This is a genomic window from Prevotella sp. tf2-5 (genome assembly GCF_900115435.1).
In the GTDB taxonomy this organism is placed as follows: Bacteria; Bacteroidota; Bacteroidia; order Bacteroidales; family Bacteroidaceae; genus Prevotella.
This window is the reverse complement of the sequence record NZ_FOWK01000002.1, coordinates 429,586-444,046: the sequence shown is the minus strand read 5'-3', so window position 1 is coordinate 444,046 and position 14,461 is coordinate 429,586. Positions and strand designations below refer to the sequence as shown.

13 protein-coding genes are annotated in these 14,461 nt (G+C 46.1%); 10 read left to right on the top strand and 3 right to left on the bottom strand.

The window, feature by feature from the left end:
* Window positions 1-656: 656 nt before the first annotated feature.
* Genes ruvC through BM257_RS03745 form a run of 7 tightly spaced genes read left to right on the top strand, consistent with a single transcriptional unit; the run spans window position 657 to window position 8,528 of the window.
* Window positions 657-1,223, top strand: coding sequence for a crossover junction endodeoxyribonuclease RuvC (gene ruvC, locus BM257_RS03775; protein ID WP_092068411.1), 567 nt, complete (start codon window positions 657-659; stop codon window positions 1,221-1,223).
* Complete coding sequence (locus BM257_RS03770; protein WP_092068408.1) at window positions 1,211-2,557, top strand: ATP-binding cassette domain-containing protein; 1,347 nt, start codon at window positions 1,211-1,213, stop codon at window positions 2,555-2,557. Before ruvC ends, BM257_RS03770 begins: the two co-directional genes overlap by 13 nt.
* 7 nt (window positions 2,558-2,564) lie before the next feature.
* The gene (locus BM257_RS03765; RefSeq protein WP_143096734.1) at window positions 2,565-3,047 is read left to right on the top strand and encodes a hypothetical protein; all 483 of its coding nucleotides are present in this window, start codon (window positions 2,565-2,567) and stop codon (window positions 3,045-3,047) included.
* Window positions 3,048-3,074: 27 nt separating this feature from the next.
* Complete coding sequence (uxuA, locus tag BM257_RS03760; protein WP_092068402.1) at window positions 3,075-4,328, top strand: mannonate dehydratase; 1,254 nt, start codon at window positions 3,075-3,077, stop codon at window positions 4,326-4,328.
* A gap of 10 nt (window positions 4,329-4,338) precedes the next feature.
* Entirely contained in the window at window positions 4,339-5,925 is a 1,587-nt protein-coding gene (locus tag BM257_RS03755) for a mannitol dehydrogenase family protein (protein WP_092068399.1), read from the top strand.
* A 4-nt stretch (window positions 5,926-5,929) separates the two neighbouring features.
* On the top strand, window positions 5,930-7,375 hold the full coding sequence (gene rlmD, locus BM257_RS03750; RefSeq protein ID WP_092068396.1) for a 23S rRNA (uracil(1939)-C(5))-methyltransferase RlmD: 1,446 nt from the start codon (window positions 5,930-5,932) through the stop codon (window positions 7,373-7,375).
* Between the two features lie 4 nt (window positions 7,376-7,379).
* On the top strand, window positions 7,380-8,528 hold the full coding sequence (locus BM257_RS03745) for a porin (RefSeq protein ID WP_369821296.1): 1,149 nt from the start codon (window positions 7,380-7,382) through the stop codon (window positions 8,526-8,528).
* Here BM257_RS03745 and BM257_RS03740 read toward each other — a convergent pair.
* Window positions 8,525-10,006: an oligosaccharide flippase family protein gene (locus BM257_RS03740; RefSeq protein WP_092068393.1), complete on the bottom strand. Its 1,482-nt coding sequence runs from the start codon at window positions 10,004-10,006 to the stop codon at window positions 8,525-8,527. The two genes, BM257_RS03745 and BM257_RS03740, sit on opposite strands and share 4 nt — an antisense overlap.
* Window positions 10,007-10,045: 39 nt before the next feature.
* Between BM257_RS03740 and BM257_RS03735 the strand changes: the two genes are divergently transcribed.
* Genes BM257_RS03735 through BM257_RS03725 form a run of 3 tightly spaced genes read left to right on the top strand, consistent with a single transcriptional unit; the run spans window position 10,046 to window position 13,001 of the window.
* Entirely contained in the window at window positions 10,046-10,963 is a 918-nt protein-coding gene (locus BM257_RS03735; protein ID WP_369821295.1) for a glycosyltransferase family 2 protein, read from the top strand.
* Complete coding sequence (locus BM257_RS03730; protein ID WP_092068388.1) at window positions 10,912-11,910, top strand: glycosyltransferase family 2 protein; 999 nt, start codon at window positions 10,912-10,914, stop codon at window positions 11,908-11,910. Before BM257_RS03735 ends, BM257_RS03730 begins: the two co-directional genes overlap by 52 nt.
* The gene (locus BM257_RS03725; protein ID WP_092068385.1) at window positions 11,907-13,001 is read left to right on the top strand and encodes a glycosyltransferase family protein; all 1,095 of its coding nucleotides are present in this window, start codon (window positions 11,907-11,909) and stop codon (window positions 12,999-13,001) included. Before BM257_RS03730 ends, BM257_RS03725 begins: the two co-directional genes overlap by 4 nt.
* 44 nt (window positions 13,002-13,045) lie before the next feature.
* On the opposite strand, the gene BM257_RS03720 is transcribed toward BM257_RS03725, so the two are convergent.
* Together BM257_RS03720 and BM257_RS03715 are read right to left on the bottom strand one after the other, a co-directional pair.
* Window positions 13,046-13,618 (bottom strand): 30S ribosomal protein S16, encoded by a 573-nt coding sequence (locus BM257_RS03720; protein ID WP_092068382.1) that lies wholly within the window; start codon window positions 13,616-13,618, stop codon window positions 13,046-13,048.
* A gap of 155 nt (window positions 13,619-13,773) precedes the next feature.
* Window positions 13,774-14,388, bottom strand: coding sequence for a lipocalin-like domain-containing protein (locus BM257_RS03715; protein WP_092068379.1), 615 nt, complete (start codon window positions 14,386-14,388; stop codon window positions 13,774-13,776).
* Between the last annotated feature and the right edge of the window lie 73 nt (window positions 14,389-14,461).

The following is a 14,461-nucleotide window of genomic DNA, read 5'->3' as shown; positions in this document are numbered from 1 at the left end:
TTGGCTGGAGCCGTTCAGTTGTTTGGCTATAGCCGAACGGTTGAAAGGGCGTACCTAACTCCCTCGAAGGTAGGCACTAACACCCCATTACCAGTAACCTTTTACCCTTACGCAAGGCATCACGAGCAAATGGAGGCTTTATTTGACATGAATGGAGGCTTTAATTAACTAGAAAACAAGCTTCAGTCGGCAACTCATTTCATATAATTGTTAGAATTCGCAAAAACTACTCCCTTTCTCCCGTTATGTGGCTCAAACCCCGATAAACAAAGGGTGCAAGGCACGGGAGATGTTGGCGAAACATCTCCCATACTACTCCCGTCTCACGAAAAAAGGACTAGTACGGGAGTAGTTGAATCAACTACTCCCGTCCCGAAACGCCCTGTACATGGGCTTTTCAGAAGGAAACGGGAGAAGGGGAGTAGTTTTTTTCGAATTGTCCTTATATGGAAGTATCTCCTATGAAAGTAAATTCAGTGTGTTTACTCAGTAAATTCAGTGAATTTACTCACCAAATTCAGTGAATTTACTGAGATAGGAGCTATTGGAATAAAAAGCGACTAACGGGGATGTTTTACGAAGGCGGCACCTAAGATATGAGAAATAAGCGAAGAAATTTGGTGTTTTACGCACTTATTTGTACCTTTGTACACGATATGGAAAAGGTGATACTGGGCATCGACCCTGGAACGAATATCATGGGCTATGGCGTCCTAAAAGTGAAGGACGGGAAAGCTGAGATGATGACCATGGGTGTGATTGACCTTAGGAAATTCGGGGATGCCTATTTGAAACTGGGGCACATCTTCGAGAGGGTGACAGGTATCATCGATGCATACTTACCCGATGAGATGGCAATCGAGGCACCTTTCTTCGGAAAGAATGTGCAGTCGATGCTGAAACTCGGGAGGGCACAGGGTACGGCGATCGCAGCCGCCATCCACCACGGAGTACCTATCCACGAATATGCGCCCCTGAAAATCAAAATGGCGATAACGGGTAATGGTGCCGCCTCGAAGGAACAGGTTGCCGGGATGTTGCAACGATTGTTGAAATTCGACGAGGACGCTATGGTAAAGTTCATGGATGCTACCGATGCGTTAGGTGCTGCCTACTGCCATTATATGCAAATGAACCGTCCGGAATCCCAAGCACACTACAGGGGATGGAAGGACTTTGTGAACAAGAACCAGGAAAAGGTGAGTAAATTATGCAAAAAATAACAGCCGTCGTAGGAAGAAACGGAAGCGGAAAGACTTTGTATATCGAGAAACTGCGCAGGGATATGGCAAGTGACCGGTTACGCTATATCGCTTTTAGTGACTCATACGGTCCTGCCGTCGACAAAGCATATTACCTGCAACTGAGATGGAATCAGCACGATATCGACCCAGAAACACCTAACGTTGGGGAGCTCTTAGAAAAGGCTTATAAACTGGCTGGTGAGGACACCCCAGAACGTAGAGAACTGCAACGCCACCTATACGACCTCTTTCACATGGAGCCACTGCTTGACAAATACGTCATTACACTGTCAAGTGGAGAATTGAGAAAGTTTCAACTGACAAAGACACTTTTCGCCAATCCCAAGCTGCTCATTATGGAGAACCCGTTTATCGGACTTGACGCAGAGACACGCGACCAACTGAAGGATTTGCTGAAGTTACTGGTAGAGAAACATGAGATTAATATTATGTTAGTACTATCGAAGACCGATGATATTCCCGACTCTGTATCGGAAGTTATCGAGATCAGAGACGCACATGTATTATCACCATGTACCAAAGAAGAGTATGAGTTCCGACAGGTGAATATTCCAGAGCATGTGTTGACAAAGCATGAAATGGATGCCATCCTCGACCTACCCTATCAAGACAATGACTACCATACCGATGAGGTTATCAATATGCGTAATGTATCTATCCGTTATGGCAACCGCACCATTTTGCGTGACCTCAACTGGACGGTGCATAACGGTGAGCGCTGGGCTCTGTCGGGACAGAACGGAAGTGGGAAATCCACTCTTCTCTCACTCGTCTGTGCGGACAATCCACAGAGCTATGCTTGTGACATCACCCTCTTCGATCATCAACGAGGTACCGGTGAGAGTATCTGGGACATCAAAAAACACATCGGCTATGTGTCACCTGAGATGCACCGTTCCTACCTGCGTGACATACCCGCTGTGAGAATTGTGGCAAGTGGACTGAAAGACTCGGTGGGACTTTACGTAAAACCTAATGAGGAAGAATTTGCCACCTGTAAGTGGTGGCTTGACATGTTCGGACTGGAAGGCAAGTACAACCGTTCTTTTTTGAAGCTCTCCAGCGGTGAGCAACGACTGGTATTGCTGGCCCGCGCTTTTGTAAAAGACCCTCAGTTATTGATTCTCGATGAGCCCTTACACGGATTGGATCTTTGGAATCGCAGACGAGTAAAGGATATCATCGAGACATTCTGTCAGCGTAAAAACAAAACGATGGTGATGGTGACTCATTATGAGGAGGAATTGCCCAATGTAATAACCCATAAGAAATACTTAACAAAACAACAATAACATGACTATGAAAAAGATTTTATTAGTCCTCATGCTCTTTGTCGGCATGACAGTGCAAGCTCAAGAAGTATTCAACGAATTACGCCAGAAGAACAAGACTGTCGTAGAGAATCCACAATCAAGTGCTATCGCACGTGGCATCAGCCAGTTTAAACTTGATGCCCTCAATTACCTCGCCATCAAGATGCAAGAGGAAATGCCCGACTCATCGGTCTATTTCCTCGACAATCAAGCTATTTCCATGAATGAATATGTGACTTACTACATTCAGAAACTCGTTCAATATAACGAGATGCCGAAAGCACTGCAGGAGGAGATGACAAAAATGTTCATGGAAGCCAGCAAAGACAACCCCCTTTTCAAAGACAAAGACAAGGAGATGGTATTGAGCTACTATAACAACGGTGAGAGTCTGATACGCTTCTCGCTCGATACCAATTGGGAGAAAGCACTCGCTTACATAAAAAAGAAAATGGCGAAAAACAATTAGTATTAACCTGTAAATATATCAGCTATTATGGAAAGAACATGGAGATGGTTTGGCAAGAAGGACAAAATCACACTTGCTCAACTAAGACAAATCGGAGTGGAGGGTATCGTCACGGCATTGCATGACGTTCCTCTCGGAGAGGTTTGGACAAGAGAGAAGATTCGCGACCTACGTGAGTACATCGAGAGCTACGGCATGCGCTGGAGCGTAGTGGAGAGTCTGCCTGTCGTGGAGACCATCAAATACGGCGGTCCTGACCGCGACGAACAGATAGAAGTTTACAAACAGTCACTGCGTAACCTCGCAGCAGAGGGTATCCATTGTATCTGCTACAACTTCATGCCCGTTCTCGACTGGGCTCGTACCGACCTTTTGCACAACAATCCCAACGGGTCGACTAACCTGTATTTCAACTATGCGGAATTTGCTTATTTCGACATCTATATCCTGAAACGTAAAGGTGCCCGTGAGGAATGGGAAAAATTCAAGTTCCCAGAAGGCGTTGGTAAAGGTCGTAACGTCCTTGCGGAGTGCGATGAACTTGCCAAGACGATGACACCTGAGAAAGACCACAAATTAGTGGAGAACATCGTCATCAAAACACAAGGCTTCGTCAGTGGCAATTTCTCTGAGAATGATGAAGCTCCCGTACAGAAATTCCGTGAGTTCTTGGAACTTTACAAAGGTATTGACAAAGCACAACTCCGTGCCAATATGAAATACTTCCTGGAGGCTATCATGCCAGTCTGTGAGGAATGTAATATGAATATGTGCGTGCATCCTGATGATCCCCCCATTGAGATACTTGGTTTGCCTCGTATTGTTCGCACAGAAGAGGACATCCAGTGGTTCTTAGATGCCGTTCCTAACAAACATAACGGTCTGACATTCTGCGCAGGAAGTCTTTCTGCCGGAGCTTATAACAATGTAGTGGAGATGGCTAAAAAATTTGCCTCCCGCACCCATTTCGTTCATTTGCGCTCCTGTCATATCTTCCCCAACGGAGACTTTACAGAGGCAAGTCACTTAGGTGGTCGCGCAGACCTCATAGAATTGTGCAGAATATTTGAAAAAGAAAATCCACAACTGCCCATGCGTGTCGACCACGGCATGACCTTTACGGACCAGCAAGGTGGCATCATGGATGAGAGCAGCCACGGACACAATGCTGGTTATACCTTGCTAGGACGTATGTTCGCCCTCGGACAAGTACAGGGCATCCTCGCCACTGTAGATCGTGAGTTAGGAATAGAATATAAACAACCAGGGTTCTTTGATTAAAATTGAAATTATGAAATTAAACGAAATAATGAGTGGCAGTTTCGATGCCACAGCATGGGAGGCAAAAGGTTATCAGCTTCCTAAATTCGATATTGAGGCAGTACGCCGTAAAACACATGACACCCCTACATGGGTACATTTCGGAGGTGGCAACATTTTTCGTGCTTTCCCTGCCGCCATCCTTAACGACGCATTGAACACTGGTAAATATGACCGTGGAGTCATCGTTGCAGAGACTTTCGACTTTGAGGTTATCGATAAGGCTTATACTCCTTATAATAACCTATCCCTGCTTGTATCACTGAAAAGCGATGGAACAGTAGAGAAAAAAGTGATAGCATCAGTAACTGAGGCATTGAAGGCAGACTATCAGTTTAACGACTGGAACAGACTGGTGGATATTTTCCGCAACCCTTCACTCCAGATGATATCCTTCACCATTACGGAAAAGGGGTATGGCTATAATGAAGCAGACCTGCAGCGCGGTCTGAAACCAGTCTTCGCATTAGGCAAGGTGACGGCATTGCTCTACGAGCGCTACCAAGCAGGGAAGCTACCTCTCACTGTACAAAGCATGGATAACTGTTCACACAATGGTGACAAGGTAAAGGCTGGTGTGTTCGCCTATGCAGAGCGTTGGGTGAAGGACGGACTCGTTCCTGCTGACTTCCTCGATTATCTGAAAGACAATACAAAAATCACCTTCCCTTGGTCAATGATAGACAAGATCACCCCTCGCCCTCATGAGAAGGTGAAGGAGCTGCTTGCCGCTGATGGTTTCGAGGATAACGACTATATCGAGACAGAGAAGCACACCTTCACGGCTCCTTTTGTCAATGCTGAGGAGACACAGTATCTTGTCATCGAGGACAGCTATACCAATGGACGTCCCCCACTCGATTTGGGCGGCGCACTTTATACCACCCGTGAGACCGTGGACAAGGTGGAGACGATGAAGGTGACAACCTGTCTGAACCCTCTGCATACCGCCATGTCTATCTATGGATGTATGCTGGGTTATACCCTCATTTCCGCAGAGATGGCAGATGAAGACCTGCGTTCATTTATCCAGAAAATCGGCTATATAGAGGCAATGCCTGTCGTAACAGACCCAGGTATTCTGAATCCATACGAGTTTGTTGGTGCAGTCATCAATCGTCGCTTACCTAATCCATTTATGCCTGACGCTCCACAGCGCATCGCCATGGACACATCACAGAAACTACCTATCCGTTTTGGTGAGACTATCAAGAAATACATCAGCCGTGGACTCGACATATCGAACCTCATCCTGATACCTCTAACACTGGCAGGCTATGCCCGCTATTTGAAAGGTATCAAAGATGACGGAACGACTTTCGAGCCATCACCCGATCCTATGTTGGAAGAGATGCAGGCAATCGTCGCTCCATTAGAAATTGGCAAACCAGATCAGGACTGGAGCTGTCTGCGCAAATTATATAGTCGCAAGGATGTTTTCGGACTCGACCTTTATGAAGCAGGACTTGGTGAGCAGATAGAGAGCATGGTGAAAGAACTGTATGCTGGTAAGGGTGCCGTTCGTGCCACCTTACATAAATATGTAGCAGCAAGATAAACACATGACCAGAAAGAAGAAAACACTCCCTCTGTTGGAAAATATCACCATCACCGACTTTGCAGCCGAGGGTAAGGCTTTGGCAAGGGTTAATGATATGGTGGTATTCGTGCCATGGGCAGTGCCTGGTGATGTGTGTGACTTACAGGTCCGTAAGAAGAAACACAGTTTTATGGAGGCGGAGATAGTCCGTCTCCATACTCCTAGTCCGATACGAATTCAACCTTTCTGTGAACATTTTGGGACATGTGGAGGGTGCAAGTGGCAACAACTCCCCTATGAAGAGCAGTTGAAGATGAAACAGCAACAGGTGTTTGACCAGTTGACACGTATCGGCAAGATTGAGTTGCCTGTGTTCCATCCTATCCTTGGCAGTGTGAAGACCAAAGAGTATCGTAACAAGCTCGACTTCGGATGTTCTAACCGTCGATATCTCACCAATGAGGAGATTGCCACTGGCAAAGAGTTCGCCCGCGACGCTATCGGCTTTCACATCACAGGCGCCTTCGACAAGATTCTACCTATTGAGAAATGCTGGCTTATGGACGACCTGCATAACCAGATACGTAATGAGGTACGTGACTATGCCATTGAGAATGGACTGACCTTCTTCGACCTACGTCAGCAGGTGGGGTTGCTACGTGATATCATCATTCGCAACTCTAATACAGGTGAGTGGCTCGTCATTGTACAGTTCCATTATGATGAGGAAGGCGACGAGCAACGTGCCAAGGGATTGTTACAGCACCTTGCAGACAAGTTTCCGCAAATCACGGCACTGATGTATCTCAATAACCAGAAATGTAATGATACCATTGGTGATCAGGACATCTTGACCTTCAAGGGCAACGACCACATCTACGAGACGATGGAGGAACTGCGTTTCAAGGTGGGTCCCAAGTCTTTCTACCAGACGAATACGGAACAGGCATACCATCTATATTCGGTGGCAAGGGATTTTGCGTTCTCCGAGAACTCAGAGAACTCAGAGAACTCCGAGAACTCCAAACCTTTGGTCTATGACCTCTATACAGGAACAGGTACCATTGCCAACTTCGTTGCAAAGAAAGCACGTAAGGTAATTGGTATTGAATATGTACCAGAGGCGATAGAAGATGCCAAAATTAACTCTGAAATAAATCATATCGACAACACCCTGTTCTTTGCTGGTGACATGAAGGACATCCTGACAGATGATTTCATCGCCGAGCATGGTCGTCCAGATGTCATCATCACAGACCCACCCCGTGCAGGCATGCATCCTGACGTCGTCAAGACAATCCTCAGGGCTGCCCCACAACGTATCGTCTATGTGTCCTGTAACCCTGCCACACAAGCTCGTGACTTGCAGGAGCTGGATGCAGACTATAGAGTAGTAGAGGTTCAGCCTGTCGATATGTTCCCCCATACCCCACATGTGGAGAATGTAGTATTATTAACTAAACGATAAATGAATGATGAAAAAAATAATGATTCTTGCGCTCTTCATAACGGGCTTCGCATTGAATTCTTTTAGTCAAGAGAGTGAAAAGAAAAAAACTATCATAGAACTCCCTCAATGGGTGAAAAACATAAAAATCAGTGGATATGGTATGTTACAATACCAAGCAGACGACAAATATAGTTCCACACTTGATGAAGAAGGTAATCCCATTAAGAATCATGAGAATGCCTTCAACATCCGTCTGATGCGTCTGATGATGGACGGTAAAATTGGTGATTTTGCTTGGCGTGCTCAATTTCAAGGAAGTTCCAATGCTGGTGCTGGTAATCCTACCGTGATGCTAGTTGATCTCTACGCAGAATGGCAGAAATATGATTTCTTCCGTGTAAAAGCCGGTCAGTTCAAGCGTGCCTTTACCTTTGAGAATCCCACCAACCCCATCACACAAGGATGGTATGCTTATGCCTTGGTTATCAATGCCCTCTCTGCTTTTGGTGACCGTTCTGGTGAGAAATCTTCCAGTGGTCGTGATATCGGTTTGCAGATACAAGGTGACTTCTTGAAGAACGCTGCAGGGCGCAACCTCCTCCATTATCAGATTGGTGTCTATAATGGTGAGGGTATCAACCAGAAAGACAAAGACAACCGTAAGGATATCATCGGAGGTATATGGGTCATGCCTGTTGAAGGAGTTCGCATTGGTGCCTTCGGATGGACAGGCTCCCGTGGTGACATGAATTGGGTGGATGCAGAAGGGAATGCCCATAACGGCAGTATTAGCAAGAACCGCTATGCCCTCTCCGCAGAATACGACAAAGACGAGTGGACTTTCCGGGCTGAGTATATCCACAGCCAGGGTTGGGGAGCCACAAAAGTAGACAGTAGGACGGTAGACTTCTCAAAAGGCGACAAAGCAGATGGTTTCTATGTCTTCGGCATTGTACCCGTCATCAAGTCGAAACTCCATGCCAAGGCACGTTACAACATGTATCGCCCCACCAAGGAATGGTCAACCTCCAAGACAATGTATGAGGTTGGTTTGAACTATTACATCACCAAAAACATCCAGATCAATGCAGAATATGCACGTGTAAATGACCGCACTCTCGGCAAGCACAATTACAATTTCGCAGACATTCAGTTGGATTTCAGGTTCTAATGAGTCCTGAAGCGTCGTGTCAGAGCCTCCCACAAATGGGTCTTCTGATGGAGGATTAACAAGGAGAACAGAACACTGACAAATGAAAACCCGATACCGAAAATCCAATAAGCATAGCCATCGACTGTGATGGTGGTAAAGTATGCCAATAGACCGACAAGGATATGTATGGCACTATACTGCATCACAGTCGATGACATTTTATATCCATACCGCCAACGCGCCACACCATTAATCATCAAATAGTCAAACAGGTTGGCAAGAGTAATGGCTATACCCGTTCCCAACAGTCCCCATTGCTGGTAGCCGAAGATTATCAGCAGCACAAACACCACGAAATAGGTCGATTCAAGAAACAAGTACATCATGGAATAGCCTCGTGCCAGCGTAATATACGCCACAGGTAATGTAAGGGCTTTAAAGAACATCGCTAAAGTCGCCACCTGTGTCATCGTAATGACAGGTATGAACTCATTACTGAATAGCAAAGGGATAAGCACTGGTAAGAATATAATCAGTACAACCAACATCGGTGACACTATCAGGATAGAGACCTCTATCTGCTTGTTGACCGTCTCATTGGTCGCCACTATATCAGTATTGACAGCAGAGAGACGGGGGAAATAATCCGTCTCCATGGCAGAGAACACCATCCCTGCATAGGTCACCGTGATCATATAGCCGGCATTATAGAGTCCTAACGTCCCAAGATTGCCCTCAACATTCAACCAGGAGCGTATCAGCATCTCAGCACCACTGCCGATAATACCTGCCAACGTAAAGGCGACACCAAGACGCACCATCTCCATACCGTCTCCTAAGATGCCCCTAACACCCCATAACTGCAAAGGATAAAGACGATAGGAATTCTTGACGGTTAGGAGCATCGTCACAAAAGCCATCGTCACAATGACAGGAACAATACCCGCTTCACCGAAAAAATAATAGACTGGCACCGATATCAGCAATGCCGCCATCACAGCTCCTACCTGCACTAACGCCAGTGAACGGAGTCTTCGGCGACCTTTCAGAATAGCCGTCTCACCACCTGTTATTGCTAACATCCCCACCGCAGGTGCCAACAGTATGAAGTGCAACGTATGATCACCCCATGCAAACGTGGTACTGCTGAGAATCGGTCCCAACACCATACATACCAGCATTCCCAGCAATGCCGTCAACAAGCTCCATGCACGCACTACTTTCACGAATTGGACTATCTGTGGATGCTGGTCATCCTCAGGAAACTCTGACAAATGACGTACAGCACTTGTTGAGATACCAAGAGTGGTAGACTGGGATACGAAGTTAACAGTTGTATTGAAAAGGGAAACAAGACCCATGCCAGAAGGACCGAGTATCAGGGCGACAAACTTATTACGCACAAGACTTACAAGAATATTCAAGCCCTGTACGCCACCAAAAACACTTGTATACCTCAGGATGTGACGATAACTATTATTGTCGGCTGCTTCCATTTTTTATAATAATATGAACGCAAAAGTACGAATAATATTATGAATTTACAAATTATTTCGTACCTTTGTCGCATGTTACTGTCTGTCATCATACCTGTCTATCGAGTAGAGCATACCCTCCAACGCTGTGTGGAAAGTGTGCTGAGCCAAGGTGTGGACAACATGGAGGTCATCCTGGTGGATGATGGTTCACCAGACAATTGTCCTGTGTTATGTGACGGTTGGGCAGAGAAAGACGCTCGGGTGAAAGTGATCCATAAGGACAACGGAGGGTTGAGTGATGCCCGTAATGCGGGCATTGAGATGGCGACAGGTGACTATCTCACCTTTGTGGATAGTGACGACTATGTAGAAGACGACACCTACCCTGCCCTTCTGCAGATCATGGCAGAACATCCCGATTATGATCTCTTGGAATATCCGATTGTCAACAGACTCTCTTTGGAAGACAGGACCTACCAGCAGACACAGGAGTACTGGCTGGACACCAAAGCATATCTCCATACTTACGCATGGAACAAGATATACCGGCGGCATTTGTTTGATGACATACGCTTCCCCGTAGGAAAGATCTTCGAGGACGTATACACCTTCCCACGACTTCTGAGAGCAGCGACCACCATAGCTACCACGCAAATGGGGGGCTATCACTATTGCCCCAACCCTCAGAGCATTACAGCACAGGCTGATGGTGCCGCCTTGTCGATGCTGCTGGATGCCCATCTGCAAAACGGAATGCCGATGGACGACATCTATTATCTACATCTCGCCAATATCCAGTCGGACGTATGGGAACGCACCGGACAACCAATCCGCTTGGCTGCAAGACAAGTTGACATAGCACACTTCCATGGGAAAGACAAGCTAAAAGCAATTATACTCAACACACTAGGAATAAAGAAATTATGCCAAACCAACAAACTCATACATCTCTTCAAGAAACCCAGCCGCTGGTGAGCTTTATCATCACCTATTATCAAATGCCCGTACAGATGTTACAGGAATGCTTAGACAGTATCCTGCAACTCTCCCTGCGCTCCTTCGAACGGGAGATTATCATTATCGATGACGGCTCTGAAAAGAGTCCTATCAATGAGTTGGGAGCATATGAGGACGACATCATCTATGTACGACAGAAGAACGGAGGGGTCAGCGTGGCACGCAACAAGGGACTGGACATCGCTAAGGGAACATTTATTCAGTTTGTGGATGCTGATGACATCCTGATACAGGCTCCCTACGAGCAATGCTTGGATATCATGCGCTATCAGGAGAATGTGGATATGGTGATGTTCGATTTCTCCACCAACCGGCATAGCCATGTGACACCAGAGTCAGTCACGCCCGTCAATGGCTCCTATTTCATGCGCAACAACAATATTCATGGGGCAGCATGGGGATACCTGTTCAACAAAGCTATCCTCGGGGAATTACGATTCACCCCCAGTATACAATATGGTGAAGACGAGGAGTTCACGGCTCTGTTGATACTAAGGGCTGAGAAGTTATATGCCACCAATTATCAGGCGTACTTTTACCGGAAGCACCAGTCTTCGGTTACCAGTCAGACCGACCCTACCCATATACAGAAACGGCTGGACGACTCATATACCATCATCACAAAAATGAATACGCTCACCGACAAGATGGCGCATACGGATAAGCTCGCACTACAACGGAGAATAGCCCAACTGACCATGGATTATATCTATAATATCATCGTGAAAACAAAATCTAAGAAAGAACTGGACCATCGCATCCAACAACTATACGATAACGGACTGTTCCCGCTTCCTGAAGGTAAATACACTTCCCAATATACATGGTTCCAGCGGATAGTGAATAACAGCATGGGACGTTCCATCCTGCTCCATACGCTTCCACTATTAAAGAAAGAAAGATGAAAATATTGCTCATAGGAGAATATAGCAACGTACACAACACATTAGCCAAGGGACTGCGTGAGTTGGGGCATGAAGTGTGCGTGATATCCAATGGTGACTTCTGGAAGAACTATCCACGAGACATTGACGTCTCGCGGAAACCCGGAAAGATTGGGGGCATCCAACTACTCTGCAGACTATGGACACTGCTACCAAAAATGCGAGGCTATGATGTCGTACAACTGATCAACCCAATGTTCTTTGAACTCAAAGCGGAACGGCTTTATTTTTTCTACGACTATCTGAGAAAGCATAACAAGCATATCTTCCTTGGAGCATACGGCATGGATTGGTATTGGGTGTACACCTGTACCCATCAAAAGCCCCTCAGATATAGTGATTTCAATTTCGGTGCTGAGGTACGTACAGATCCGGAAGCGGTGAAAGACCAGAATGACTGGATTGGTACAGAGAAGGAACGACTGAACAAAAGAATTGCCATGGATTGTGATGGCATCATCACTGGACTCTACGAATATCAGGTATGCTATCAACCTGCTTTTCCTGACAAGACACGTTTCATACCTTTTCCCATAGTATTGCCAACCACCGACCATCAGCCGACAACACATAGTAAACTGCGTATCTTCACTGGTATCAGTAAGAACAGGAGTGCTTACAAGGGAACTGATATTATGCTGAGGGCAGCGCAGGAGGTCGCCAAGAAATATCCACAGCAGGTAGAACTGAGAGTTGCTGAAGGAATACCCTTTGAACAGTATCAGCACATGATGGATGATTGTGATGTGATTCTCGACCAGCTTTATAGTTACACACCAGCAATGAACGCACTCTTGGCTATGTCGAAAGGTATTATTGTCGTGGGAGGCGGAGAACCAGAGAATTATGAGATACTGGGAGAGAAAGAGTTACGTCCTGTCATCAATGTGTTACCCAACTACGAGAGTGTATGCCATGAACTGGAAGAACTGGTGCTGCATCCTGAACGCATCCCGGAACTGAAACGGCAAAGCACAGAATACATACGGAGACACCATGACTACCTCAAAGTAGCACAAAAGTACGAGACTTTCTACAAAGAAAAAGGCTGAGACTCTTTCGAGCATCAGCCTTTATTCTTCTCAAGGAGTTTGATTTACTCAGCAGCAGGTGCCTCAGCCTCAGCAGCAGGAGCCTCCTCTGCAGGAGCCTCAGCGGCAGCAGCCTCAGCAGCTTTTGCAGCCTCTTCCTCTGCCTTAGCAGCTTCAGCGGCAGCCTTCTTCTCGGCTACTTTCTTTGCAATCTCCTCATTCACTTTCTTCTCCTGTGCAAGTTCCTTGGCAGCAGCATCCTTCTTTGCCTTAGCCTCTTCAGCGGCGATCTTCTCAAGACCCTTCTGCTTATCAGCCTTCCATGCGTCGAACTTCTTCTGAGCAGCAGCCTCGTCGAAAGCGCCCTTCTTCACGCCACCCTTCAGGTGCTTCATCAAATAAACGCCCTCACGGCTGAGGATGTTACGAACAGTGTCTGTGGGCTGTGCGCCGACTTCCACCCAGTAAAGTGCACGATCGAAATTCAAATCTACTGTGGCAGGATTGGTGTTTGGATTGTAAGTACCAATCTTCTCAGTAAATTTACCATCACGTGGTGCTCTTACGTCAGCGATAACGATGCTGTAGAAGGCATAGCCTTTACGTCCACCGCGCTGCAGTCTGATTTTTGTTGCCATTGTTTTTGACTTTAATTGTTAATTAATAATTTGAATTTCTTTTAGTCGTTGAGCTTTGTAAAAGCGTCTTTACGACGGTTTTATGCTACTATCTCGTAATAGCGGCTGCAAAGGTACGCTTTTTTTTGCATTCCGCCAAATTATTCTGCAAAAACTTACTGTTTGCGCAAGGTGACACCTGCCTGCATGCCATTGACACTCTTCATCAGCGAGGTGACTGTCCTGATCTGCGAGTTACTTGATTTAGCACCCAGGCTCTTGAAAAGATTCAGCAGTTTGGTAGCATCTGTGACGAACTGCATATCCTTACCATCTATCTGGGTAGTGACATTGAGTGCCTTCACACCAGCAATCGTCAACTGCAGCTTAGAGTCTTTGACAGTCCACTTTCCCTTTGATGTCTTACCATTCAGGGTCTCTGTGAAAGTGCCATCCTCTTTGAAAGTCATTACGAAAGCTCCTGGCTTGATACCATAGCGTGTAAGATACTCCTGCAGTTTGTTCTCGAGTTTATTCGCTGCGATTTTGGAACCTACCTTCGCGAGAATATTATCTGACGTGAAGACGATAGCGGGTTCTGTATATGACCAAGTACCGATGATCTTGTCTTGAGTAGCTTGTTTACTCTTAGAGAACACTGTCGTCAGGTTACTCACAACACCGTCTGTCGACGAGCCTCCCAACACACCGTTTAGGATATCTTTCACGTCTTGAGCCTGAGCAACATTTCCCATCAGGATCATCAGGCACACCATCAATGTTTTCATCATGTTTTATTCATTACTATTTCATTATTTTACAAAATTGCGGCAAAATTACTATTTTGGACGATAACACCAAAAT